At 46.5% G+C, this 24,664-nt stretch carries 22 protein-coding genes and 1 tRNA gene; 11 read left to right on the top strand and 12 right to left on the bottom strand.

Annotation, left to right across the window (positions count from 1 at the left end; all coding sequences use genetic code 11):
• Positions 1-47 precede the first annotated feature (47 nt).
• Together AC121Z_RS15980 and AC121Z_RS15985 are read left to right on the top strand one after the other, a co-directional pair.
• Positions 48-707, top strand: coding sequence for a DsbA family protein (locus tag AC121Z_RS15980; protein WP_498125273.1), 660 nt, complete (start codon positions 48-50; stop codon positions 705-707).
• Positions 708-711: 4 nt separating this feature from the next.
• The gene (locus tag AC121Z_RS15985) at positions 712-885 is read left to right on the top strand and encodes a hypothetical protein (RefSeq protein ID WP_498125274.1); all 174 of its coding nucleotides are present in this window, start codon (positions 712-714) and stop codon (positions 883-885) included.
• Here the strand turns inward: AC121Z_RS15985 and AC121Z_RS15990 are convergent.
• The 3 genes from AC121Z_RS15990 to mutY form a co-directional block, all read right to left on the bottom strand.
• Positions 886-961: transfer RNA gene (locus AC121Z_RS15990), tRNA-Phe, on the bottom strand.
• Between the two features lie 123 nt (positions 962-1,084).
• Positions 1,085-1,357, bottom strand: coding sequence for an oxidative damage protection protein (locus AC121Z_RS15995; RefSeq protein ID WP_498125276.1), 273 nt, complete (start codon positions 1,355-1,357; stop codon positions 1,085-1,087).
• A gap of 191 nt (positions 1,358-1,548) precedes the next feature.
• The gene (gene mutY, locus AC121Z_RS16000; protein ID WP_498125278.1) at positions 1,549-2,601 is read right to left on the bottom strand and encodes an A/G-specific adenine glycosylase; all 1,053 of its coding nucleotides are present in this window, start codon (positions 2,599-2,601) and stop codon (positions 1,549-1,551) included.
• Positions 2,602-2,754: 153 nt separating this feature from the next.
• On the opposite strand from mutY, the gene AC121Z_RS16005 reads away from it, so the two are divergent.
• From AC121Z_RS16005 to arcA, 7 genes are all read left to right on the top strand, one after another.
• Positions 2,755-3,414 carry an alpha/beta fold hydrolase gene (locus tag AC121Z_RS16005; protein ID WP_498125279.1) on the top strand — a complete coding sequence of 220 codons (660 nt, stop codon included), beginning with the start codon at positions 2,755-2,757 and terminating at the stop codon, positions 3,412-3,414.
• Between the two features lie 30 nt (positions 3,415-3,444).
• Positions 3,445-4,164: a tRNA (guanosine(46)-N7)-methyltransferase TrmB gene (gene trmB, locus AC121Z_RS16010; protein ID WP_498125281.1), complete on the top strand. Its 720-nt coding sequence runs from the start codon at positions 3,445-3,447 to the stop codon at positions 4,162-4,164.
• Complete coding sequence (locus AC121Z_RS16015) at positions 4,164-5,180, top strand: methyltransferase (protein WP_498125283.1); 1,017 nt, start codon at positions 4,164-4,166, stop codon at positions 5,178-5,180. The genes trmB and AC121Z_RS16015 overlap by 1 nt, the downstream gene beginning before the upstream one ends.
• A gap of 59 nt (positions 5,181-5,239) precedes the next feature.
• The gene (gene glgA / locus AC121Z_RS16020; protein WP_498125285.1) at positions 5,240-6,682 is read left to right on the top strand and encodes a glycogen synthase GlgA; all 1,443 of its coding nucleotides are present in this window, start codon (positions 5,240-5,242) and stop codon (positions 6,680-6,682) included.
• Positions 6,673-6,984 carry a hypothetical protein gene (locus AC121Z_RS16025; protein WP_498125286.1) on the top strand — a complete coding sequence of 104 codons (312 nt, stop codon included), beginning with the start codon at positions 6,673-6,675 and terminating at the stop codon, positions 6,982-6,984. Before glgA ends, AC121Z_RS16025 begins: the two co-directional genes overlap by 10 nt.
• 105 nt (positions 6,985-7,089) lie before the next feature.
• The gene (locus AC121Z_RS16030; RefSeq protein WP_498125287.1) at positions 7,090-8,769 is read left to right on the top strand and encodes a sensor histidine kinase; all 1,680 of its coding nucleotides are present in this window, start codon (positions 7,090-7,092) and stop codon (positions 8,767-8,769) included.
• 70 nt (positions 8,770-8,839) lie between these two features.
• On the top strand, positions 8,840-9,547 hold the full coding sequence (gene arcA, locus AC121Z_RS16035) for a two-component system response regulator ArcA (protein ID WP_498125288.1): 708 nt from the start codon (positions 8,840-8,842) through the stop codon (positions 9,545-9,547).
• Between the two features lie 26 nt (positions 9,548-9,573).
• On the opposite strand, the gene pmbA is transcribed toward arcA, so the two are convergent.
• Entirely contained in the window at positions 9,574-10,905 is a 1,332-nt protein-coding gene (pmbA, locus tag AC121Z_RS16040) for a metalloprotease PmbA (RefSeq protein WP_498125289.1), read from the bottom strand.
• 72 nt (positions 10,906-10,977) lie between these two features.
• Between pmbA and yjgA the strand changes: the two genes are divergently transcribed.
• The gene (gene yjgA, locus AC121Z_RS16045; RefSeq protein ID WP_498125291.1) at positions 10,978-11,523 is read left to right on the top strand and encodes a ribosome biogenesis factor YjgA; all 546 of its coding nucleotides are present in this window, start codon (positions 10,978-10,980) and stop codon (positions 11,521-11,523) included.
• Position 11,524: 1 nt separating this feature from the next.
• Complete coding sequence (locus tag AC121Z_RS16050) at positions 11,525-13,945, top strand: Ig-like protein, group 1 (RefSeq protein WP_498125293.1); 2,421 nt, start codon at positions 11,525-11,527, stop codon at positions 13,943-13,945.
• Between the two features lie 54 nt (positions 13,946-13,999).
• On the opposite strand, the gene tldD is transcribed toward AC121Z_RS16050, so the two are convergent.
• The 8 genes from tldD to AC121Z_RS16090 are packed head-to-tail and all read right to left on the bottom strand — an operon-like array spanning position 14,000 to position 24,602.
• Positions 14,000-15,469, bottom strand: a complete 1,470-nt coding sequence (gene tldD, locus AC121Z_RS16055; protein ID WP_498125294.1) for a metalloprotease TldD — start codon at positions 15,467-15,469, stop codon at positions 14,000-14,002.
• Entirely contained in the window at positions 15,426-16,250 is an 825-nt protein-coding gene (locus tag AC121Z_RS16060) for a carbon-nitrogen hydrolase family protein (protein WP_498125295.1), read from the bottom strand. Before AC121Z_RS16060 ends, tldD begins: the two co-directional genes overlap by 44 nt.
• Positions 16,243-20,115 carry a YhdP family protein gene (locus AC121Z_RS16065; protein ID WP_498125296.1) on the bottom strand — a complete coding sequence of 1,291 codons (3,873 nt, stop codon included), beginning with the start codon at positions 20,113-20,115 and terminating at the stop codon, positions 16,243-16,245. The genes AC121Z_RS16060 and AC121Z_RS16065 overlap by 8 nt, the downstream gene beginning before the upstream one ends.
• Complete coding sequence (gene rng / locus AC121Z_RS16070) at positions 20,112-21,578, bottom strand: ribonuclease G (protein WP_498125297.1); 1,467 nt, start codon at positions 21,576-21,578, stop codon at positions 20,112-20,114. The genes AC121Z_RS16065 and rng overlap by 4 nt, the downstream gene beginning before the upstream one ends.
• Positions 21,575-22,156 carry a Maf family protein gene (locus AC121Z_RS16075; protein ID WP_498125298.1) on the bottom strand — a complete coding sequence of 194 codons (582 nt, stop codon included), beginning with the start codon at positions 22,154-22,156 and terminating at the stop codon, positions 21,575-21,577. Before AC121Z_RS16075 ends, rng begins: the two co-directional genes overlap by 4 nt.
• A 1-nt stretch (position 22,157) precedes the next feature.
• Positions 22,158-22,637, bottom strand: a complete 480-nt coding sequence (gene mreD / locus AC121Z_RS16080) for a rod shape-determining protein MreD (RefSeq protein ID WP_498125299.1) — start codon at positions 22,635-22,637, stop codon at positions 22,158-22,160.
• Complete coding sequence (mreC, locus tag AC121Z_RS16085; protein WP_498125300.1) at positions 22,630-23,514, bottom strand: rod shape-determining protein MreC; 885 nt, start codon at positions 23,512-23,514, stop codon at positions 22,630-22,632. The genes mreD and mreC overlap by 8 nt, the downstream gene beginning before the upstream one ends.
• A gap of 41 nt (positions 23,515-23,555) precedes the next feature.
• Positions 23,556-24,602: a rod shape-determining protein gene (locus AC121Z_RS16090; protein WP_100643543.1), complete on the bottom strand. Its 1,047-nt coding sequence runs from the start codon at positions 24,600-24,602 to the stop codon at positions 23,556-23,558.
• Positions 24,603-24,664 lie beyond the last annotated feature (62 nt).

The following is a 24,664-nucleotide window of genomic DNA, read 5'->3' on the forward strand; positions in this document are numbered from 1 at the left end:
TTACCCTAGTGACTTGATTAATTTTAAAACAAAAGTCTTTTCCAACTATGCTCCAGATTAAGTTTAATTCCCCTCTTTCCTTACGACTGATTTACTCTATATTTGTATTCATCTCATTTTTTAGCCTATCACTAAATTCTTTCGCAACGTCTGTAGGAAGTAGCGAATTATCTAAGCCATTAACTAGCGATAGATTTTTAGGTGATGAGGCTGCACCAGTAACCATCATTGAGTATGCTTCTTTTACTTGCGGACACTGTGCTACCTTTCACAACCTTGTACTCGACAAGGTTAAAAGTAAGTATATAGACACTGGTAAAGTTAAATTTATATTTAGAGAAGTATTCTTTGATAAATTTGGTTTGGCTGGTGCGCTTATTGGCAGATGCGAGAACGACTCAGACTTTTACTTTAAATTTGCGGACAAGTTGTTTAAAGAGCAGCGCGAGTGGATGGCGTCAAAGAATGAGGCCGAGCTACTCTCGCATTTTCAGAATCTTGCAGAAGAGACAGGCTTAGATAAAAGCAAGTTTGTGTCTTGCCTAAACAATAACGAGAATGCCGACATTTTGCTCAACTGGTACCACAATAATGCGGAGGCTGACGATATCCGGTCAACACCAGCATTTTTAATCAATGGAAAAAAGTACTCTAACATGAGTTTTACGGCAATGTCGGAAATAATAGAGGCGGAACTGGAAGAGTAGTAGAGTGCCTGTTCTGCGGTTCTGTATCTTAAGTGATTATCCAGCCAGAGAGCAGGGCTTTTTGAATAATGTTGCCGCGAAGTCGTATCGTAACTCACGGTTACCCGCAGCGATACGCGATGTGTGTCGGCCCTTGAACGAAAAAGCCCCGCAATTGCTTGCAGGGCTTCTGGAATAATGGTGCCCAGAGGCGGGATCGAACCACCGACACGCGGATTTTCAATCCGCTGCTCTACCAACTGAGCTATCTGGGCATCAGCATTTCGCTGTGGACGCGTATTAAACGGATTTCAGACCGACAAGTCAACTGCTTTTTACGTAGAAATGCGCATTTGCTTAAACATTCATCGATTTTAAGCAAACTAGCACACATCACTTTACTTTTTCGGGGGAACATAGCCTTCAATCGTGGGTTCAATACCCTCGAAAAGATAAGCTACCATTTTTTCTTCCAAAAATTTTCTTGACTCTGGCTGCATCATATTCAGCTTGTGCTCATTGATCAGCATGGTTTGCTTTTTTTGCCATTCGCCCCACGCCTGCTTGGAGATATTGTCAAAGATACGTTTACCGAGTTCCCCTGGGTAAAGTTGGAAATCTAGGCCTTCGGCGTCTTGTTTCAAATGCTGGCAGTAAACCTGTCTACTCATGTTTGCCCTATATGCCCGACGACAATGCCGGGAAAGATTGTGAAAAAATTATTGGCTAATGGATTGCTCTGAGGCAGCAAATTTACTGCAACATCGCTACCATTTACCGTTTCTGGCCATTCTACATAATCACCTGGCAAAACAGTAGTGACCTAGTTACTGTTGAATCAATAAGTGGCAACAAAAGCAAATTAAAGCACGTTTGTTTTGATCGTTTTGAGAATTCGCTCAGTCGGCGCAGACAAACCAACCTTAATTGGCTCTTGTATATTGAACCAACGTGCATCCGGCTCACACACAAAGTGCCCTGAGAGCTTCGGAGCCAACATCAGAATCGGCTGTAAGTCTAAATGAAAGTGGCTGAATGTATGCCGAAACGAATCAAGCCCTTCAAAGCGAACTTCAGTGTTCCCGTTACTCAATCTGGCATAGGCTTGTCGCTTTAATTCTGCGACATCTGAAAACTCCTCAAACGCCCACAATCCTCCCCAAATACCGGTCGGTGGTCGCTTTTGCATAAGCACACTGCCCTGCACAAAAGGAATGAGTAACGCTATCGATTTCACCGGTAGTACTTTTTTTGGCTTTTTGCCCGGCAATTCCTGCTGACGGCCTTGAATGTAACCAAGGCAATCATTGTGTAATGGACATTCATCACACTTGGGGCTGCTCCGTGTACACACCGTTGCTCCCAAATCCATCATAGCTTGGGTGTAGTGATGATTGCGCTCCTTCGGCAACACTTGCTCAGCATATTGCCACAAAGTATTGGCGACCACTTGCTTACCTGGCCAACCATCAACGGCAAAGTAGCGAGCGAGCACCCGCTTCACATTACCATCTAAAATAGGATGCGCCTGCCGCTCAGCAATAGACAAGATTGCGCCCGCCGTTGAACGACCAATTCCCGGCAAAGCTAAGACCTGTTCAATTTGCGTTGGAAACTGCCCATTGTATTGCTGCGTGATCACTTTAGCTGCAGCGTGCAGGTTTCTTGCCCGCGCGTAGTACCCCAATCCAGTCCATAAATGCAGCACGTCGTCCTCTGGCGCTGTGGCCAAATCGACAACCGTTGGAAAGCGCTGCATAAAGCGTTCGAAGTACGGGATGACTGTCGCCACTTGAGTTTGTTGCAACATGATTTCCGAGATCCAAACTCGGTAAGCTGAAATCGATTGTTGCCAGGGTAAATGTTTGCGGCCATGCCGATCAAACCATGCCAACACTCGTTGGGAAAACGTCATATTTATAGCTTTCACTAAAAACTCTCTACAGAAGCGCTTATACTAGCAAGAAAGCACAGATGATCAGTAGCAATGCACTTAATTTCCGAGCCCGTCCTTTTCCTGCCTGGCACCCTTTGTGATGAGCGCATTTGGCTGCCTGTATGGCGGCATATGTCATTTGCACCAGGCACACGACAATATGTTCCGCTGCAATGGGCAAATGATTTAGAGCAAATGCTCGCATTAACGCAAGACAGACTGAGTGCCAATTCACAAAAAGTGCATTTGGTTGGCTTTTCCATGGGTGGATATATCGCCTCGCTGGCAGCGCTAGATTCAAACAATGTCGCTTCTTTAACGCTTGTAGGGTACAGTCCACAAGGCCTAAGTGAACAAGAAACCGCTGCGCGAAAGCGTATTATCAATGCCATTGAACAGCGCCAATTTACTGGAATGACACAGGCTCATCTCAGTCAATACCTGACGCGCGAAGAATTGAGCACGCAGCAACCATCCGAAACAATCTTAGCTATGTCTGCTGATCTTGGCGTTAATACCTTAAAGCAACACTTTCTAGCCACCACACCACGTCAAGATTTACGCGCTAAACTGGAAACGTTGAAGATACCGATTTGCTGTATTGCTGCACAGTATGATCAAATTGCATCGGCACAAAGTGTTGAGGATTTCTGTCAACACAACGAGAGAATTGCTTTTCATTGTCTCGGCTCTACTGCACACATGATGTCATTGACGCAACCTCAGCGATGCGCAGAGCTGATCAGCAACACTATTGCAGGAAGTTTGCAATCGGCGGCTAACTTAGGATAATGCCGCGCAAATGATTTTAAGGTCGAAATAATGGGTCAATTTAAAAATCAAGCAGAAGCAGAAGCCGCAGGCGTATACATCAGCAAAGTAAAGAGCTATGTAAAGCGTGAAGGTCGTTTAACCAAAGGGCAAGCTAAAGCATTAGATAAGTGCTGGCCGACCATGGGATTAAGCGTAGCTGATGGCTTATTAGATTTATCTGCGGTATTTGGCAACCCTAACCCTGTCGTTTTAGAAATTGGCTTTGGCATGGGAGGCTCATTGGTTGAAATGGCGCAAGCCGCACCAGAATTAAATTTTATTGGTATTGAGGTGCACCGACCTGGTGTGGGCGCCTGTTTAAGTAGCGCAGATGAGGCCGGAGTCGATAACTTACGTGTTTTCGAACATGACGCTATTGAGGTTTTGGAAAAGTGTATTGCAGATGGGGCACTACAACGAGTGCAGCTGTATTTCCCCGATCCATGGCATAAAAAGCGCCATCACAAGCGTCGCATAGTACAACCTGATTTTGTGCAAAAATTGCGCAAAAAATTAGCCATTGGTGGCGTATTCCATATGGCTACAGATTGGGAGCCGTATGCAGAACATATGCTAGAAGTCATGTTATCGGCTGAAGGCTATAGAAATACCGCTACTACGGGCACTTATGTGCCGCGTCCAGACTATCGCCCCATCACTAAATTTGAGACGCGCGGGCAACGCCTAGGACATGGCGTTTGGGATCTAATTTTTGAGCGTGTGGCTTAATGGAACAGGGTACTGGTCAACTCCTTCTACGCAACCAACAGTTGTTTTCTGAAGGGCGATGGATTTTCTTTAATCCAGATGAGAGTGCAATTTTTGCTGCATTGCCGAATAAGATTGATGGTTACCATCAGTATTTTGATAATTATCAGGCCAGTCTAGATAAAGGCGGCAAGCAGAGCTTTGCAGCATACTGTGCCCTTGAGTCTGATCCTGCGTACGATGGCGCTGTGATTTATTTACCAACCGCTAAGGCCCATGCGAGCATGTTGATTGAAAATGCACGCAGTGTGGTAAAAGCGGGTGGAACTATTGCAATCGTCGGCAGCAATGACAGCGGTATTAAGAGTATTGGCAAGCGTTTAAAGCAATCTTTTGGGAATGCACAAAAATACGATGCTGCACGTCACTGTGCAATTTGGTTAGTCACCAATCCTAAACAGGTTCCCTTTAATTTAGACAGCCACTTGAAAGTAAGTACTTACTCATTAGATGAAGTTAAATGGAAAGTTGCAAGTCTGCCAGGTGTATTTAGTGCTGATGGCCTCGATCCCGGCACTGAGTTATTGTTACGCTCAATCCCTGAATTAGAGGGCTCAAGCTGTTTAGACTTTGCCTGTGGGGCAGGTGTTATCGGATGCTTCCTTAACCTGCGACAACCTCATTTGACGGTTAGTTATTCCGACATTAATGCCTTATCGTTGTATTGCTGCCAAAAAAGTCTGGAACTAAATGGCCTAAAGGGCGATGTCATCGCGTCTAACGGTTTAAACGAATGGCAGAGGCGATTCGACAATATTGTAACTAACCCGCCATTTCATAGCGGTAAACAAACGAATTACAATATTACTGAACGCTTTATTGCAGCAGCCAATTCGCATTTGCAAGCCCACGGACAACTGTATTTAGTCGCTAATCGGTTTTTACCCTACCCTGACTTAATTGATCAGCATCTTCGCCGCCAAGCTGACATCGCAAAGTCGGGTAAATTCGCACTCTATAAAGCAAGTAAAAAGTAAGTTTTCATTCCTGTTCGGTTGGCTTAACATGTTCGCATAATTAGCCAATGAGAACGTGCATGCAAATTGCTTTCGCTGTGTCTGAAGTCGAAGACCTAGTTAAAACTGGTGGCCTTGCCGATGTTGGTAAGGCCCTACCTGTTGCGTTTTCCCAATTAGGTCATGATGTTCGGATCGTTATGCCACTCTACAAAAGTATTGCACAGCAAGCCAATCTAACGGATGCGTGCGCTCCATTATCGATTACACATGCTGGCGGTATCGAAAATTTTGCGGTTAAGCAATTATCTCTGCATGGCGTAACCGTTTACCTCATTGATGCACCTCAGTACTTCATGCGCGATGGACTATACACGGATGGATATGAGCCGTATGAAGATAATGGGCAGCGCTTCGCATTTTTTGCTCAAGCTGTATTAGTTACGCTCAGTCATTTAAGTTTTGTTCCCGACATCCTGCATTGCAACGATTGGCATACCAGTATTATTCCCGCGTTAATGCGCATTAACCACGACGCAACAATTCCTGAGGAGTATGCTAATACCCGTTCAATACTAACCATCCACAATGCGGCATTTCAGGGTGTGTTTCTTGCCCAAACGGTTCCTATAGTTGCCGGTCTGGAACAAGCTATTCCTGTCGATGGAGGGGGTTACGTCAACTTTTTGCAAAGTGGATTATCACACTGCGATGCAATTACTTCGGTTAGCCCAAACTACGCCAAAGAGTTGCTTACAGATTTAGGCAGTCACGGTCTGTCAGCAGTGTTGCAGCCGCGTGCCAGCCGACTGGTTGGGATCCTTAACGGTTGCGATTACAGTCAATGGGATCCTGCAACTGACGAATATATCGACGATCATTTTTCGCTCGAAGATTTGAGCGGGAAACGCAAATGTAAATCGAAATTACAAAAATTTGCTAAGCTTCCGCGTAAGCCGCGCGTGCCGATGATTGGCATGGTATGTCGTCTGACCACGCAAAAGGGCTTCGGTTACATCATGCCCATTTTAGAGCGCCTATTAGCACACAATGTGCAACTGGTGATTGTTGGTACCGGTGACCCAAGCGTCGTCGAACAACTACAATACTTAAGTCAGAAATATAACAATAAGTTTGCATTCATTCATGGCTTTAGTAATCAGTATGCGCATTGGATAGAGGCAGGCAGTGATTTCTTTTTAATGCCGTCAGAATTTGAACCTTGCGGATTAAATCAAATGTACAGCTTAGCCTACGGTACATTGCCGATAGTGCGCGGAGTCGGTGGTTTAAAGGATACTGTGATTGATCAAGAGGCAAATCCAGCTCAAGCGACTGGATTTGTATTTCAAGCCCCACAGTCACAGGCCTTATTGGAATGTATTCGACGGGCGCTATTATTCTATCATGAGGACTCTGCCCGGTTTACAGAACTACAAAAGCGTGCAATGCAAACCCGCTTCACTTGGGAAGCATCAGCCCAGCAATATTCCGAGCTATATGAGCAGTTAATATGCGCATAACCCAAAGTACATTGTTCAGTGTGGGCATGCTAGCCAGTACTGCATTAATTGCGCAAGAACCACAGCAGTGCATTCAAAATCCGACGCGAGAACTACCTTGCCCGCATGTCTTGATTAAAAAAACCGACCCCGTGATCCAACAACAAGCAAACTTAGAGTCGCCAACGATATGCATTTGTGTCAGTGATTTTACTCCTCTGCTGAGCGCGGAATCTGATAGTGATGAGCAAGAGCAAAGCCTGGCCTGGTTAAGAGAATGGCAACTCAGTCAAGAGCAATTCATTCGGATCATGCGCTACTAGAAATTCAGTAAGTATGAATTGAACGCAAGTAAATATTGGCGAAATCCACCGTGCTTGCTAAAGTGAACAAATAATCGGCAGTGTAAGTTAAAGGCATAACTCCGAATGGCTGACCATTCCAATCGACTTTCAATCAAATTCTTATTCATTGCGATGGTGTTATTCGTAACAATAATAGTTGTTGGGGGTGCGATTGCTGAGAAAATTTATTCAAGTGACAAATTCCATCAAATTGAACGTAATCAAAAAATCAAAACGATAGCGAATCTAGTTGCCCGTGAAGTGGTCCTATTGGAGAAAATGTATCGCAATGATATTCGCGGCTGGCCTGATGATGTGCTGTCTCATCTAGAAGAGATCCAATCAATACTTACTGTGCACGTTTATTTAAACCCTATCGCAGTGAATGAAGGGCCCCTCGACAACGATAGTATCCAAGCAACCTATGACCGTATCGGCCAACCACAAATTCCTAAACGCACAACCAATGACCTAGCGCGCTTAATTGAGCCCAGACCTTTCGAAGCGGGCACTGAGTATATGCATTCAATTACCAGCGAAGCTGGAGAAATAGGTTTGCTCTATATTCGAATCAGCGATGACATATATAACGACTTTTTAACCCAAAGTCTGATGCGCTCTCTCATTTTAGCAAGTTGCGCAGTCGTATTCGCTATATTCCTAGCGTGGCGCTTTGAACGTTTCATTAGTCAACCGGTAGGCGAATTGATCCAATTCTTGCGACGCGTAGCTCGCTCTGGAGAGTATGAGCAACAAGTCCACGCTAACGCAACGGAAGATACCGCAGAACTGAGTGAAGCAATTAACAATTTGCTTAAACGCATGCAGGGTTATATCGAGCGTAACCAATCCATGGAGCAAGAATATCAATCGTTGAATGCGGGCCTTGAGGAGATGGTTAGTCAGCGCACGACCGCGCTCAAAGAAGCCAATCAGGAGCTGATCCAGACACTCGAGAAACTCCACCAATTTCAGCGCCAAATTGTGCAGAATGAAAAAATGGCGTCACTGGGCGATATGGTTGCCGGCGTTGCACACGAAGTTAACACTCCAATTGGCTTAGGTGTGACAGCATCAACCATGATGTTAGATCGTCTAAAAAGTTTGAAGACAGACTTTGAAAATAAAAACCTTAAAGCCAGCGTGATGCAGAAGTTTATCAATGAGGGTGAAGAAAACCTGAATATTATTTATCGCAACTTAAATCGAGCAGCTGAACTTATTTCAAGCTTCAAGCAAGTCGCGGTAGACCAATCGAGCGAAAACAGTCGAGTCTTTGTTCTTGCGCAACTGATTGATGAGATTTTGCTTTCAATGCGTCCGAGACTCAAGAAACTGAAGCATGAAATCAAAATTGAGTGTGACCCTGAATTATGCGTAGAGTCAAAAGCGGGTCCTATCAACCAAATTATTATTAATTTGATCATGAATTCAATCATTCACGGATTCGAAGACATCGAACAAGGAACAATTACACTGACCGCGAGCATTTCCGGCAAACGTAACCTTCATCTACTGTATACCGATAATGGTAAAGGGATCCCGGATGACTTACGCAAGCGTATCTTTGATCCATTCGTCACGACAAAACGCGGGCAAGGTGGTTCTGGACTTGGTATGCATTTGGTCTATAACTTGGTTACCCAAGCGTTAAATGGTTCGATTACGGTTGAAAGTAAAACCGGTGAAGGGGTTAAATTTGATATTATATTCCCGGTTAAAGTCACCCAAGCCAATAAGGTGTTGACTGGACACTATGAATAACTTGAATTTCACAAATTAATCCTTACTCTGTGAATTGGATAAGAATACTTGGTTAAACGGTACTAATAAAATGCAAACGCCAAACATATTGATTGTTGAAGATGAAGTTGTAACCCGCACTACGCTCAAGAGCCTTTTCGAGGCAGAGGGTTACAATGTATTTGAAGCCGAAAATGGCGATCAGATGCATGATTACTTCACCAACCACCCCATCAATTTGGTGATTATGGATATCAATCTTCCCGGTAAAAATGGGTTGATTTTGGCGCGCGAAGTTCGTGATAGGAAGAATGTTGGCCTGATTTTCTTAACTGGTCGAGACAACGACGTAGACCGTATACTTGGTCTCGAAATTGGTGCTGATGACTACCTAACAAAGCCATTTAACCCGCGGGAATTAACGATTCGCGCACGCAATTTATTATCGCGCACCACAAGCGCTTCTGACGACGATGATTTACCTAGCCGCGTGAATTTCAATGGTTGGACTCTTGACGGAGATAGTCGCTCTTTGGTTTCTCCCAGCGGCAAAGAGTTTCGCTTACCACGCAGTGAGTTCCGCGCGTTACATTTATTCCTCAGTAATCCAGGGAAAATCCTTACTCGCGAGCAGCTCATCATGGAAATGACCGGCCGAGAATTGCGCCCTAATGACCGTACTGTCGACGTTACCATTAGACGGATCCGTAAACACTTTGAGTCTGATCCCGGCGAGGTAGAGTTGATTGTGACAATTCATGGCGAAGGTTATCGCTTTTGTGGCAGTGTTGACGCCTAAACAACAACCTAAACCAAGTAGGCTGGCTAATTGCCAGCCACGTTCATTTCACTAATTAAAACCGAGCCCGTAGACACTGCGCCACGCCGCTCTTGTTGCTCGCCAATCGCCACAATATTGTTAAACATGTCGGATAACGAACCAGCAATCGTGACTTCGTGAACTGGGAATTGAATTTCACCATTTTCCACCCAAAAGCCAGCCGCCCCGCGAGAATAATCACCGGTAACAATATTAACGCCTTGCCCCATCAGCTCGGTAACTAACAAACCTCGGCCCATTTGCCGTAACAGTTGGTCGTCTGACTGCCCGGTATTAGAGATTTGCCAATTATGGATCCCTCCAGCGTGTCCGTTACTCTGCAGCCCCAATTTGCGAGCAGAGTATGAGGTTAATAAATAGTCTTGCAGTACTCCCTGCTTGACAATATCAGCATCGCGCGTTGCCACTCCTTCATGGTCAAAAGGTGAACTGGCTAACCCCGCTAAGATATGCGGACGTTCATGGATGTTTAGCCAAGTAGGGAATACCTGTTCACCTTTACTATCCAATAAGAAAGAAGACTTGCGATAGAGACTGCCGCCACTGATCGCACTGACAAAATGACTAAATAAACCACTGGCGATATCACGGTGAAACAATACAGGCACTCTAGCCGTGCCAATCTTGCGCGCTCCCAAACGACTAATCGTATGCTGAGCAGCCTCAAGCCCTACTATTGCCGGACTATCAAGCTGTTCAGCTTTGCGACTCACCGTGTAACTATAGTCACGTTGCATATCGCCGTCTTGTTCACCAATGACGACACAACTCAGACTATAGCGGCTGCTCGGATATCCGGCCAAAATACCATGCGTGTTACCATAGACCCGCAGACCTAAATTAGCATTGTAAGAAGCACCATCAGAGTTAACGATTCTAGGGTCAAAATCCAAGGCGGCTTGCTCTGCGGCTAATGCATATTGTAGCGCCTTGTCAGTATCTAACGGTTGTGGGTGAAACAAATCACAATCCGGAATTTCTTGCGCAATTAAAGCTTTGTCGGCCAAGCCTGAGCATGGGTCTTCACTAGTATAACGTGCGATATCGACAGCTTTTTCAACCGTCTGGCGCAATGCTTGTGGACTCAGATCAGCGGTTGATGCACTGCCTTTGCATTGTCCAACATAGACTGAAATACCTAAGCCCCCGTCATTATTGAACTCTACATTTTCCACTTCGCCAAGGCGTGCGGAAACGGCAATCCCCTCAACTCTAGACATACTTGCTTCTGCGTGGCTAGCACCACGTTGCAATGCGAGTTTCAGCGCATCGGCAACCTTTTCTTTTACTTCTTCAATTTGTTGCTGTATTTGCATATTCAAGTTTCACTACCCACTGGCGTTACACCACGTTACAATCGAACCAAGTGTAGCATTAAAGAGTAGCAAATGACTGCTTCAAACTTCGATTCGAATGATGACTGGTTTGCCGAGGATAACTGGCAGGAGACTGAAGAAAAAAGCAAGTCTCAATTAAAACGCGAAGCTGAAGAAAAACAAAAGCTGGCGTTAACACTGGTAGATATGAGCGATGCCCATCTAGCCAAAATGCCCCTTGATGACGAACTCGCCGAAAGTATCCAACTGGCGCGTAAAATTAATCGAAAGAAAGACGGTTTTCGCCGCCAAATTCAGTTTTTAGGTAAACTGATGCGTGCGCGTGATACAACACCGATTGAAGAAGCTGTCGCCTTACTGACGACTAAACATCAATTAGCCAATGCGCATTTTCATTATCTTGAAACCCTACGGGACAATATCGTTTATCAAGGCGATGATGCGATTAACGCAGCCGTCGAGAAACACCCCGAATTGGAACGCCAAAAATTGCGACAATTACAACGCAAAGCGAATAAAGAAATCTCGCAACAAAAACCGCCCGCTGCAGCGCGTGAAATTTTTAAGTACCTAAAAGAGTCAATACAAGAGCAATAATATGAACCCTTATCGTTACTTTTTAGTTAGCTTCCTGTGCATTTTTATCATCGCCTGCAACGGCTCTTCGGGTGAGAACGAAGAGCCTGCGCCACCACCGGAGCCAGTAGTCCGTTTAACCTTGAATGTGCTCAACTCTGATTGCTTGCCAGTAACAGAAAATAGTTTCAAGAATGATGAAAGTGCGTGTATTGAAGCTACACTGACCGAAGACGATAGTGCAATAAGTAACGCTATTGTCACCTTTAGTAGCGGAATTGGTCTATTGGATGTAGCGTCTAAGTTGACTGACAGTAATGGTGTTGCACGCGTATTCCTGAGCGCAGAAAACGGCATAATCGGTGCGTCCACAGTAACTGCGAATTATACTAATCTGCAAGCTGAAGCGACGATTGAATTCACGCTAGATAGCACTGCTCCCTCAGAGGGAGATCCAACACTCAGCTTGAACATGTTGAATTCAACTGGTCAAAGCACCTTGCGCTTCAAAGCCGATCAACAAGTCCGCCTCGTTGCTACGCTGGTAGATGGCAGCGGCACGCCAGTTGCGGACGAAATCGTCTCTTTTGCTGTTACCCGCGGAGAATTGCCGGTTACCGATGCGCTAACTAATCAACAAGGGACAGCCGAGGTAATCGTACGTGGCGATTTAACCTCCATTGGTGCTGGCATCGCGTCGGCTAACGCTCTCGAAAACAGCAACACGCCAGTGATCGATACACTTAACTACGAAATTCAGTCGGTTGATGCGGTTGAGGAAGAAGTCGTACGCATAGGCTACTTCGAGGGTGACACATTTATCGAAGGCGTATTGGGTGTAAATGGAGTTGCGAGCGACCAAGATGTTGTTATCGGCGCTGGAGCAACGTTAGGTTTGCTGGTTGGGCTGGCAGACAGTGAAGGCAATCCCATCGTCGGCAGCACACCAATCACCTTTAGTTCAAGTTGTGCTAATGAGGGACGCGCATCTATCGATCAAAACGTTGCCACGGTCAATGGTCGAGCGAGCTCAACATATGAAGACGTTAGTTGTGCGGGTGGCACTGGCAATGATGATATTATCACTGCAACTGTGCAGGTAAATAACACCCCGCTTAATATTTCTCGCTCTGTCGAATTGTTGCCCGAAAATGTTGGTTCGATCTTATTCGTTAGTGCCGAACCTAGTTCAATCGTGCTGCAAGGTACAGGCGGGCAAGGCAGTGAATCGGTTGCGACTGTGACTTTCCAGGTGAATGGTGAACTCGGCAATCCACTTGCACAACAGATGGTTTCCTTTGCACTCAGCACGGATATTGGCGGCCTTACGATTTCACCAATATCGGGTTTAACAAACTCACAAGGGCAGGTCAGCACTCGTGTAACGGCAGGAAATATTCCAACTGCGGTGCGTGTATTGGCCAGTATTACGGGTACAAATGATACTGTTATATCCACGCAATCAGATTTGTTATCGGTAAATACCGGCCTGCCGGATCAAAACAGTTTCTCGCTTTCTACCAGTAACCCCAATCCTGAAGCCGCGGGTATCGACGGACAGACGGTCAGTGTTACTGCCTTTTTAGCGGACGCATTTAACAACCCGGTCCCCGATGGCACTGTGGTCTCATTCACCACCGAAGGTGGACAAATTCAGCCCAGCTGTACGACCACAAATGGCCGTTGTGCAGTAGAGTGGACCAGTGCTGACCCGCGCGTTGATGATCATCGCATTACTATCCTAGCGACCGCCATTGGACATGAAACTCTATATGACAGTAACGGCAACAATGTGTACGACGATATTGATGGTGGCGCCCTAGACCTGGGCAATGACAGTGGTTTGCAAGTCGCCACGTCGAATACGACCGGTTTTGCCGATATGTCAGAAGCTTGGCGTGACGATAATGAGAATAATAGTTATGATCCTGCTGAGACATTCTTAGACTATGATAGCTCCGGTGTTTTTAGCGCAGCGAATGACCTGTTTGATGGCCCGCAGTGTCAAGCAAATAGCTGCGGATCTAGTGGTTTGCACGTACGCAGAGCATTGGTCATGATTATGGCTTCATCGCGAGCAGAATTGAGCTTTCTGCAGAACGGACTCGAGCTGGCTAATAATTCCGACAATCCTAGCAATGGTCCCGTATTGCAATTAAATCGTGGAGAAAGCGTCCCGCTAGAGTTACTGATCCAAGATACAGCTGGGCAAACAATGCCATCGGATACCAGTATCGAGATTACAACCTCAGCTGGCTCGCTTGCTGGCCAGGTTTCTCGTCAAATCAATAAAAACAATCGCGCCGGTGGTGCCACTATGAGCTTCGTGTTAACCAATGATTTGGCAGCAACGGATGATCCAATTGATGCCGTAGTGAGCACAACAGTAACCTCACCCAGTGGTGTCGAATCTGCGTTGTCGATTATTATACGACTGCTTTAGTATAATACTCAGTAGCTCGCTTGATAGTGAGCTACTGAATAACTGCGGTGTGTTTTACGCGGTGCCACCGACTGTTAGTTCATCGATTTTTAGGGTGGGTTGGCCAACCCCAACCGGGACGCTTTGCCCATCTTTACCACATACTCCAACACCGTCGTCCAACCGTGAATCATTGCCGATCATTGAAATCTTTTGCATTACCTCAGGGCCGTTACCGATTAGGGTTGCTCCCTTAATGGGCTGAGTCAGTTTGCCGTTTTCTATCATGTAGGCTTCGGACGTAGAGAAAACGAATTTTCCAGAAGTAATATCTACTTGTCCTCCGCCGAAATTCGGCGCATAAATACCTTTCTCAATGGAAGCAATAATTTCCTCAGGGTGAAAATCACCGCCAAGCATATAGGTATTGGTCATTCTAGGCATTGGAAGGTGCGCATAAGACTCTCTACGACCATTGCCGGTAGGGCTGACTCCCATCAGGCGTGCATTAAGCTTGTCTTGCATATAACCCTTCAGGATGCCATCTTCAATCAGTACATTTTCCTGAGAAGGGGTGCCTTCATCATCGATCGATAATGAACCGCGGCGGTTCTCTAGTGTACCATTATCTATCACGGTAACGCCCGGCGCCGCCACACGCTCACCAATGCGTCCACTGAATGTAGATGCTCCTTTACGATTAAAATCACCTTCAAGGCCATGTCCAACAGCTTCATGCAAAAGCACGCCAGGCCAACCACTCCCCAGTACAACTGGCATGGTGCCTGCGGGCGCAGCAACTGCGCGTAAGTTAACACGGGCCATGTGCAAGGCATCGTCAGCTAGTTTCTGATACTTGGGTTTACCATCCTCTAACTCTGAAAGTAATGCATACGAATACCGCCCCCCCATACCTGACGCTCCACGCTCACGCCGGCCATCTTGCTCTAATAACACTGAACAATTTAATCTGATCAGCGGACGTTGATCGGTACAATAAGTTCCGTCACTGGCGACCACCAGCACTTCCTCATAAACGCCGGTTAAACTCACAATCACTTGCGCAACATCGGGCTGTTGTTGACGAACGTAGTGGTCAACTGCTCGAAGCAAAGCGATTTTTTCTTGTTCTGCTAATCCCATTAATGGGTTGTCTGCACTATAAAGAGGATGAGGCACTTGTGGGCTGAACTTACAGCTCTTAGTACTGCCCCCCCCTGCCGCGATACTCCTAGCAGCTTTACTTGCAGTCATAAGAGCCTCGGTTGATAGCGCATCACTGTAAGCAAATCCGGTTTTTTCTCCGCTGACGGCTCTCACCCCAACGCCCCGCTCAATGTTGTAGCTGCCGTCTTTGATAATTCCGTCCTCTAAAACCCAACTCTCATGTTGGCTAGATTGGAAATACAGATCAGCAAAATCGTTCTGATGCGTCAATATTGTGCCCAATGCACGATCCAGATCATCGGTTGTCAGGCCGGATTGATGCAACAAGCTTTCTTCAACATGATTCAACGAAGGAACTCCTAAATTTGGTATGCGCATGGATGGGCATTGCTTGCCGAATAGATGCGAGTTTGTCCTGATCAGGCAACACAGATATGTAGCCCTCACCTTTACCCAGTATTGCTAAGGTCTCACCCCATGGCGAATAAATGACACTATTACCGAACGTCTCTCGTCCATTCGCATGCAGGCCGCCTTGATTAGCACCAACCACGTAACATTGCATTTCTATGCTGCGCGCCTGCAATAACGCGTGCCAATGGGCTGCACCGGTCTTTTGCGTAAATGCGCTAGGCAACGTAACAATGTCAACGCCTTGCATGGCTTGAAACAGCCCTGCGAATCTAACATCGTAACAAACTGCAAGACCTACTTTACCAAATGGGGTTTGCACTGTAACTACCTTGTCGCCTGGTTCAGTGTAACGTGACTCAAGATAACTGCCGGTAGAATCATCTACCTGCACATCAAATAAGTGGATCTTGTCATAGCGAGCTTGTATCACACCATCGGAATCTATGCACAGACAACCTGCGCGAAAGCGTTGTTTATCCTGACTAAGGATTGGGATCGTGCCGGCTATCAACCAACAATTGTGCTGCTTTGCAAGTAACTGACAACGTTCAATGATTGCCTCACCCTGAGTTTTTGCTAATCCGAAAAGCTCACTGTCACGGCCACCAAAACTAGCAAAACATTCGGGCAACACCACCAATCGCGGTTCGTCACTCTCGTGCTGTGATAGCAATGCGTCAACCCGAGCAAAATTAGCCTCAACGCTAGATGTCGAAACGAGTTGGATCGCTGCAATTTTAGCCATCTAATTCTCCCGTTTGTATTGATACCGGCTCAGGTACATCAAGCTGCTCTTGCGGCGATTTTGCTGGCGGCGTTGAGTTGCGAGCAGGCAACTCGACTTCTGTACTATCGCGCCCTATTTCTTGCACGACAGGTTCTGCAAAGGTACCCGTTACCGAATAGTTAACATTAGATATGACCTTAGCGGACGTCAGCATTTGATCGAGAGCGAGCGCAGCCAAAGCAGTCGGCGGGTTAACCATGAAGTACATCAAAATGGGCAGATTACCGGTCACATTTGGGGTAAAAGATACGTGATAATTTAACCGATTCTCAACCAAGTCAGAGTAACCATTAATTGTGATTTCGCCGGCGCCGCCATCCACGACAGTATCTTCCGTTGCAGCTCGCCCGTTAGCAATTTGCATGGTTCCTTGAATATCATCATAGAAGAAGCCCTGAGCAAAAACATCACGAAAATCGAGACTCAGTTTACGTACCAGAGAGTTCAAACTGAATAGCGTAAAGATTCGTGAGCCTTGATCACTCAGTTCGGTAATATAGCCATCGGTTAATTCCCAATTGACGTTGCCCGCTAAACTGGCGCGGTCAAGATCCCATGGCGTTCCATGCCAACTCACATTAAAATCAAACTCAGCCTCAGAATCTTTGATGCCACTTTCAAAGCCAATTTGGCTCAGCAGGTCACCAAAATCACGACTACTCAATACACCACGAAATACACTTTTTGAGTGATGTTGCTGATCTAATGACCATTCAGCAGTTGCGTCAAGTTGGCCTGATTGACTGGTAAAATTAACCGTCTCAAATACATAACGACCATCAACTTGACGCCCGTCAATAGCCACTTTTCCCAGATCAAACCGACCTATTTGACATGCAGCACAGCGCAATTTAATTGGCGGGATTTGTTCGGGCTGCCACGCCGTTCCCTGTGACTCTGCTACGCTAATGGTTTCCATGCGCAAATAATTGGCATCAATTTGCACACCATTTTGCCACCAATCATCATCGATATAGACGTTAGCCTCAATTTGCTTACCTGTAACATCTACGCTCCAATCATTATCCCGCTGCTTGACTTTCACTGATGCTGCATCAATCGTAGTTTCGCCGATGAGCAACTGTTCGGTATCAATAAAAATTCGTTCTGGCGTACCGATGATTGTATTTTCTTTTGTGCTCTGATTGTCAACCAGGGACTGCACAACCCCAGCCCAACCCAGCGCATCAAACCGGTCAACATCCGCAGCAATGCTAAAGCCGACTCCACGACTTAAGGCTACTTCATCGCCAACACTGATGTGGGCACGCGAGAACGCTTTTTCACGATGGGGAAGCACCCCATCAAAATACACAGCATTATTCGTTTTCGCTGAAATTACAGAAGCCTGACTATTGCCACTCGCATTAATAACTAGACTCCCTATGGGATCATCATCTAGCGGTGCCGGAAGACGGATCGCGTCTTGGTTAAAGTCTCCCTCCACACGTAAGTCATAGCTGAAATCATTCGCCGAGGTGATCAGTTCTAACTGTGCCCCCATCTCGGCCGTGCCTTGTGCGTATTCGTGTAACGAGGGAGCATACTGTTCGAGAAGCTTATCTAAGGACCATTCTCCTTGTAAACTAACATTCGCGCGGTACCCTGCGGCTTCTTCTTGCCCGCGCAGAGCAACGGATATCGGCTGCGCAAATAATTGCGCGGATAAACCATCAATACTGACTTGATCATTAATGAAGGTCACTTCACCAGTAACATCGTCGAGCGCAAGATTTACACTGGGGAAACGTACCTCATTCCCGCTGAGCTTTACGAGGCCTGAAGCCCGCACAACACCATCACCTAGCGGAATCGATAATGCGAGTTCTGTCGCTAAATCACCGCGGATCAGTAACTCAGTTGAGAATAAATTACCTAAACTATCGGCAAGTTGACTAGCCTGCATCAAGGTCGCGAGCTGCTGACCTGAGCCAGAAGCAGCGGCACTGATTTGTAGCTGAGTGGCGGCTGACAAACTCGGAATGGTGGCGACTAAGTCAGTTAGTTCAATTTCTTGCAAGCGCGTTTTCTGCGCTCGCATGGTTAGCGTATTATTTTCAAACAGTAAATCAATGTCGAGATCAGTCAAGGATGGCCACTGTTCCGAAAACACAAACTCCGCGTTAGAAATCGCTACTCCGGCCTGAAAGACACCATTCACACCATCGAAGGGAAAGTGCGCTGCACGCCCCTGCCAGAGGATCGTGGCGTTATTGACTGTCGCATTCGTGGTCGACGACTGATATTCAAGCGCACGTGTTAAATAGCCTTTCGTATCAGACCCCATGTAATACCCGGGGAATAGCGCAGGTACTTGTGCAACTGGTAGTTCAGCGACTTGCAGTGACAGCAATAAGTGTTCATCTGCTGCACGATAGCTAAATTGTTGGGTAAACTCGACGCGGTTACTCGCAAAGGAAATATCATCCGACGTAACATACCAACTCTTAGCATTCGACCGCGCATCAGGCTGCTGAAAGATATACACATTGGCATTCAACGCAGCGATCGCTATCGCTTCGTCCAGCAACTCTCCAGAGTCCAAAGTAGCATTGGCGGTATTGAAACTAACGCGCCCTTGGTCCTTGTACCAATGCAAATCCGCATTCAAATTGTCCAAGCCAGGCAATACACCATTGGCTTGCCATGAAAGTTCTGTGGCAGACGCAATCACTGATGTGCCCTGTGGCCGCTGTAGCAACTGGAAATCAGTTAATAACCCAGTGGGTGCAATGGCTCGCCATTGCTCACTGGCAGAACTGTCAGTAAACAGCGGGACTAATTCGACTAATGGCGCAAGTTGAATATCGTTTAGAGCACTGACATGCAACAAGCCAGCGGGTAGAAATCGCCCGGCAAAGCTGGTCTCCATCGCCTTGTTATTCGCTGCCAGCACCAGGTCAGATACGGTAAAATTCCACCCCTGACTCTCCGGTATGGCGATAATACTGCCGCTTTCTATGCGAGTAACCAGCGCCTCGTCGGTTTGTGACCGCCACTCAAACTGACTGGGTTGCAGTTCAACCTGAACATTCTGTACACGTGCACTGTCAATGCCTACCCACAAGGTAAAGTTACCTCGACTTTGCAATAACGTCTGTTGTTCATTAGTAAATTCATTGAACCAAGGTGAAAAATCCAAGTCGATGCCTTTGGCATAGAAGGTACCGGCAAGACTGCGCGAATCTCCACGCAAATCAAGAATGAAGCTAGCCGAGTTTTTAGCCAATTCTGCTACACTCATCTGGCCAACGGCTTGGTGTCTGGAGCCGCTATTCGTCCAATTAACCGAGCTCAATGAATAACTCTGGCTATTCGCTTCAGTATTTATAGTCAGCCATGAATCCGTTAATGAAAACCGCTGTAAACGTTCTAAAAACAAATCACTGACAACATCAACAATATTGTCTTCACTCGCTTGCAGTTGGGTCAATAAATGCGTGTTAAGAATAAGTGAGGCTTGATTGAGCTCAAATTGATTCGACTGAATACTCAAATCACTTAACGATTGCCAAAAATTAACTTCCACATAGATCCGACCAATCGAGAGCTCTAATGCTTTAGTATCAGCATCGAGCAAGACCACGTCATTGAGCACTAAGCTGGGGCCATGGTTTGCCCAAACTGCAGATATTGAACCTATGCTCAAATCAGCCTTGTAGGTTTGACTGATGTAGTCTTCAACGAGGTGTTTATTTTTATCAAGGTAAGGTAAAGAAAAACGCAGCAGAGAAATGATGACTGCGGACAGCACCAACAGAAATGCCAATAACGTCCATAGTTTGCGTATTCCGTAAGCGAGATATTGACGAACTTTGCTCACATCATGACCACATCAAAATTATCCTGATGATACAGCGGTTCAGCCTGCACGGTGATCTGGCGTGAAACGAAGACTTCTAACTCAGCTAGCATGTGCGACTCTTCCCCTAATAATGCGTCGGCGACTGCTGGCGCGGCATAGACCACAAACTTATCAGCATCATAAGCGCGGTTGACCCGCACGATTTCGCGCATGATTTCAAAACAGGTCGTCTCAACAGTCTTGATCGAACCACGCCCTTTACACACTGGACATTCACCACACAAAACGTGCTCAAGACTCTCGCGCGTGCGTTTACGCGTCATTTCGATTAAACCAAGCGCGGTAAATCCGTGAATATTACTTTTCGCGCGATCTTTACTCGTTGCGACCTCTAGACTATGTAAGACCCTGCGTTTGTGATCAGGTTCAACCATATCGATGAAGTCAATCAGGATCATCCCGCCTAAATTTCGCAACCGTAACTGACGAGCAATCGCTTGAGTCGCTTCAATGTTAGTATTAAAGATTGTCTCCTCAAGGTTGCGGTGCCCAACAAAAGCGCCAGTATTGATATCAATCGTCGTCATTGCTTCGGTTTGATCAATGATCAAGTAACCGCCGCTTTTCAAATCTACTCGCCGCTCTAGGGCTCGCTGGGTTTCATTCTCGACGTCATACAAATCAAAGATAGGGCGCTCACCCTGATAGTATTCCAGCTTCTTGTTGAGCTCGGGTACATATTCACGAGTGAAGCTGTTTAGTTCTTGAAAACTGAGATTTGAATCTATTCGGATACGATCGATTTCAGTACCTACGAAATCGCGCAAGACGCGCCGCGCTAGTGGCAAGTCTTCATACAATACATGAGACTTTTTACGCTTCATGCGCTGTTGGATCTTGGACCATAAGCGGCGTAAAAATTCTGCATCCTGCACCAGTTCCTGCTCTCCCACTCCTTCCGCGGCGGTGCGCAGGATAAATCCACCATCGTCGTCACAGAAGCCTTCAACTAACTGCTTAAGGCGCTCGCGTTCCTGCTCATCTTCAATGCGCTGGGACACTCCCACATGAGTAACGCTCGGCATAAACACCAAATAACGCGACGGAATGGTAATATCAGTGGTCAACCGTGCGCCTTTGGTTCCAATCGGATCTTTGACCACCTGCACCACAATATCTTGACCATCGCGCACTAACTCTCGGATATCTTTCTTCGTGATTTCACTGGTCGATACCTCACCTACAATTTCGTTGTGGATAACAATATCAGAGGCGTGTAAAAAGGCGGCTTTTTCAAAGCCAATATCCACAAATGCGGCTTGCATGCCTGGCAACACCCGACTCACTTTGCCACGATAAATATTGCCTACAATACCGCGCTTGGTATGCCGCTCGACATGGATTTCTTGTAGGATCCCATTCTCAATCAGGGCTACGCGAGATTCTGATGGTGTTACGTTGATCAATAATTCTGCACTCATCGCTCCACTCCAAATCGCGTCAACAGCAGGCGGGTTTCAACCATGGGTAATCCAACCACTGCACTATAGCTGCCATTAATCTTGCTCACAAACTGCCCACCAATCCCTTGGATACCATAACCACCGGCTTTATCAACCGGTTCTTGGGTTGCCCAATAGGTGTTAATGTCATGCTCCTCCAGTGCGCAAAATGTCACTTTAGTGGTTATTCGCTGCACTTGTTGACCTTGCTTGCCGACGACGGCAATAGCAGTCATAACCTCATGTGTGTTGCCGCTCAAGCGACGCATCATAGCTTGAAAATCGAGAAAATCCGTCGGCTTTCCGAGTATACATTGTTCACAGACAACGACCGTATCAGCCGCTAAAACCACAGTCTCATCACTACCTTTTTGTGCAAGCTGTGTGCTCACTGCCAGCGCCTTTTCCAACGCTAAGCGGTTTACCAGTTGCGCAGCGGTTTCATCTTTTTTAGGGGATTCATCGATATCCGCTATGTGTACCGTAAAACGATAACCCATTTGGCTTAATAATGCTTTTCTGCGCGGAGACTGCGACGCCAAGATTAACGTTGGCATGCTAAGACACCTTAAAATTACGACGTGTACGGCGTAACAGCCAGAATACCCAAGGCCATATCAACATCGATGATAACACCGGCCATAAATAGTCGAATTGGAAGTAGATACTGGTTAGTAAGTGTTGCAACCAAAATAATACTAAGTGATACAGCGAGCCAAGCAGGCCAACCACTATGGCTTGTTGCCAAACCGAATAATTACGTAGCCGCTGGTAGTTAGCTGCCAGCACATAAATTGCTAAACTTAACGCGAAACTGTGCGTACCCAGCGCAGTGCCCAGCAGAATATCCATCGCGAGACCGCAGATAAAGGCCACACCGACATTAACCCGACTGGGTAATGCCATGGTCCAATACGCCAAGACTAATAAGACCCAATCAGGTCGATACAAGTCAGCTTGGATTGGCATTGGCATTATTTGCAACACCAATGCGATTAATAAACTCGTTACGATAACGCTGTAACGGCGACTAGTCATAGGCTCGACTCACTTGGATCGCATTGCTGTCGGAATTTGACTCGCTGTTAGGCCCTTCGGCCTCAGGCCACAGTAACATTAAGTGCTTTAAACGATCCAGCTGGGCCAAAGGTTGAGCACTAATACTAGCAAATGGACGCGTTTCATCACGCAGAACGTTCGTCACGCGCGCAACAGGATATCCCTCTGGAAATACATCCCCGAGACCCGAGGACATTAAAACATCGCCGACTTTCACATCAACACTATGGGCGACATGCTCTAAATAAACCTCGTCCAAAGCGCCGCTACCAACGACAATAAATTGAATACTGTTACGCTGCGAGCGCACGGGGATCGCATGCGTAACATCCGTAATCAATAACACTCGGCTGGTTGTCGAGCCAACCTCAATCACTTGGCCTACAATCCCTCTATCATCCAGCACCGATTGTGAAATATACACGCCGTCAGTAGCGCCTTTATTAATCACTACTTGATGGCTAAAAGGATTGTTATCAACAGCCATTAATTCAGCAACGGTTTTACGCATATCTTGACGTAGGGGAGCATCAAGCAAGGCACGAAGCTTGTCATTTTCGTTCTTTATTAATTGGAATCGCTGAAGTTGCTCGCTCATTAACAACAATTGATTGGTCAAAAATTCATTCTCTGCGATCAATTGTTGTTGTGACGTAACCCGCTCCGCACTCCAATTTAGCATCGCACCGGGTAAGTTCGCGATGTATTGGAGTGGACTCAAGAGAGAATTAAGATAACCGCGAGCAGCATTGAAACTATCGAATTTATGATCCGCAACAATTAACGCGAGTGACATCACAAGAGCAATCGCCAAACGATTGTTTAAAGAGGGGCCCCGCGTAAAAATTGTTTCCATTACACACTCGCTAGCGACAGATTAGTTTGCCGCAGCAACGATCACTGCTCGTAACTGAACAGGTCGCCACCGTGTAGATCGATCATATCGAACGCTTTACCGCCACCACGTGCAACACAAGTCAACGGATCATCTGCAATAACCACAGGGATGCCCGTTTCTTCCATCAATAAGCGATCAAGATCCTTGAGTAACGCACCACCACCCGTCAATACCATTCCACGCTCAGAGATATCAGAGGCTAATTCCGGTGGTGACTGCTCTAAAGCCACCATGACTGCGGAGACAATACCGGTCAGTGGCTCTTGTAAAGCCTCTAAAATTTCATTGCTGTTTAAGGTAAAGCCGCGCGGTACACCTTCTGCCAAGTTGCGACCACGCACTTCAATTTCGCGGACTTCTTCGCCCGGATAAGCCGCGCCAATTTCATGCTTGATCCGTTCGGCTGTGGCTTCACCAATTAATGAACCGAAGTTACGACGGATGTAATTAATAATAGCTTCATCGAACTTGTCCCCGCCAATGCGCACGGATGATGAATACACGACGCCATTCAATGAAATAATAGCAACTTCGGTAGTCCCGCCACCAATATCAACGACCATTGAGCCCGTCGCTTCACTGACAGGCAAACCCGAACCGATCGCTGCCGCCATGGGTTCATCGATCAGGAATACCTCGCGCGCACCCGCACCCAAGGCTGACTCACGAATCGCGCGTCGCTCGACTTGCGTTGAGCCGCAAGGAACACAAACTAATACACGCGGACTCGGGCGGAGAAAATTATTATCGTGCACTTGCTTAATAAAATGCTGCAGCATTTTTTCTGTCACGTAGAAATCAGCGATAACGCCGTCTTTCATTGGACGTATGGCGCGAATATTGCCCGGTGTACGCCCTAACATTTGTTTAGCTTCGGCACCAACCGCGGCAACACTTTTCGGCCCACCTGCACGTTCCTGTCGAATCGCTACTACTGATGGTTCGTTAAGAACAATGCCCTGGTCTTTAACATAAATCAGGGTGTTGGCTGTACCAAGGTCGATTGACAAATCATTGGAAAACATGCCGCGGAGCTTTTTAAACATGAATTGCGTTATCCTGTAGAAATTAGTGGCGCTGCGATCGCCATTCAAATGCTGCTGAAAAT

It is taken from the genome of Alteromonas sp. DYW1, from assembly GCF_059752595.1.

Excerpts from the sequence above, each read along its gene's own strand:
- AC121Z_RS16025 (WP_498125286.1), top strand. The coding sequence starts at position 6,673 with ATGCGCATAACCCAAAGTACATTGTTCAGTGTGGGCATGCTAGCCAGT.
- AC121Z_RS16005 (WP_498125279.1), top strand. The coding sequence starts at position 2,755 with ATGTCATTTGCACCAGGCACACGACAATATGTTCCGCTGCAATGGGCA.
- AC121Z_RS16090 (WP_100643543.1), bottom strand. The coding sequence starts at position 24,602 with ATGTTTAAAAAGCTCCGCGGCATGTTTTCCAATGATTTGTCAATCGAC.
- arcA (WP_498125288.1), top strand. The coding sequence starts at position 8,840 with ATGCAAACGCCAAACATATTGATTGTTGAAGATGAAGTTGTAACCCGC.
- AC121Z_RS16015 (WP_498125283.1), top strand. The coding sequence starts at position 4,164 with ATGGAACAGGGTACTGGTCAACTCCTTCTACGCAACCAACAGTTGTTT.
- rng (WP_498125297.1), bottom strand. The coding sequence starts at position 21,578 with ATGAGTGCAGAATTATTGATCAACGTAACACCATCAGAATCTCGCGTA.
- mutY (WP_498125278.1), bottom strand. The coding sequence starts at position 2,601 with ATGACGTTTTCCCAACGAGTGTTGGCATGGTTTGATCGGCATGGCCGC.
- glgA (WP_498125285.1), top strand. The coding sequence starts at position 5,240 with ATGCAAATTGCTTTCGCTGTGTCTGAAGTCGAAGACCTAGTTAAAACT.
- AC121Z_RS15995 (WP_498125276.1), bottom strand. The coding sequence starts at position 1,357 with ATGAGTAGACAGGTTTACTGCCAGCATTTGAAACAAGACGCCGAAGGC.
- mreC (WP_498125300.1), bottom strand. The coding sequence starts at position 23,514 with ATGGAAACAATTTTTACGCGGGGCCCCTCTTTAAACAATCGTTTGGCG.
- AC121Z_RS16060 (WP_498125295.1), bottom strand. The coding sequence starts at position 16,250 with ATGGCTAAAATTGCAGCGATCCAACTCGTTTCGACATCTAGCGTTGAG.
- tldD (WP_498125294.1), bottom strand. The coding sequence starts at position 15,469 with ATGCGCATACCAAATTTAGGAGTTCCTTCGTTGAATCATGTTGAAGAA.
- AC121Z_RS16075 (WP_498125298.1), bottom strand. The coding sequence starts at position 22,156 with ATGCCAACGTTAATCTTGGCGTCGCAGTCTCCGCGCAGAAAAGCATTA.
- mreD (WP_498125299.1), bottom strand. The coding sequence starts at position 22,637 with ATGACTAGTCGCCGTTACAGCGTTATCGTAACGAGTTTATTAATCGCA.
- AC121Z_RS15980 (WP_498125273.1), top strand. The coding sequence starts at position 48 with ATGCTCCAGATTAAGTTTAATTCCCCTCTTTCCTTACGACTGATTTAC.
- trmB (WP_498125281.1), top strand. The coding sequence starts at position 3,445 with ATGGGTCAATTTAAAAATCAAGCAGAAGCAGAAGCCGCAGGCGTATAC.
- yjgA (WP_498125291.1), top strand. The coding sequence starts at position 10,978 with ATGACTGCTTCAAACTTCGATTCGAATGATGACTGGTTTGCCGAGGAT.
- AC121Z_RS16050 (WP_498125293.1), top strand. The coding sequence starts at position 11,525 with ATGAACCCTTATCGTTACTTTTTAGTTAGCTTCCTGTGCATTTTTATC.
- AC121Z_RS16030 (WP_498125287.1), top strand. The coding sequence starts at position 7,090 with ATGGCTGACCATTCCAATCGACTTTCAATCAAATTCTTATTCATTGCG.
- pmbA (WP_498125289.1), bottom strand. The coding sequence starts at position 10,905 with ATGCAAATACAGCAACAAATTGAAGAAGTAAAAGAAAAGGTTGCCGAT.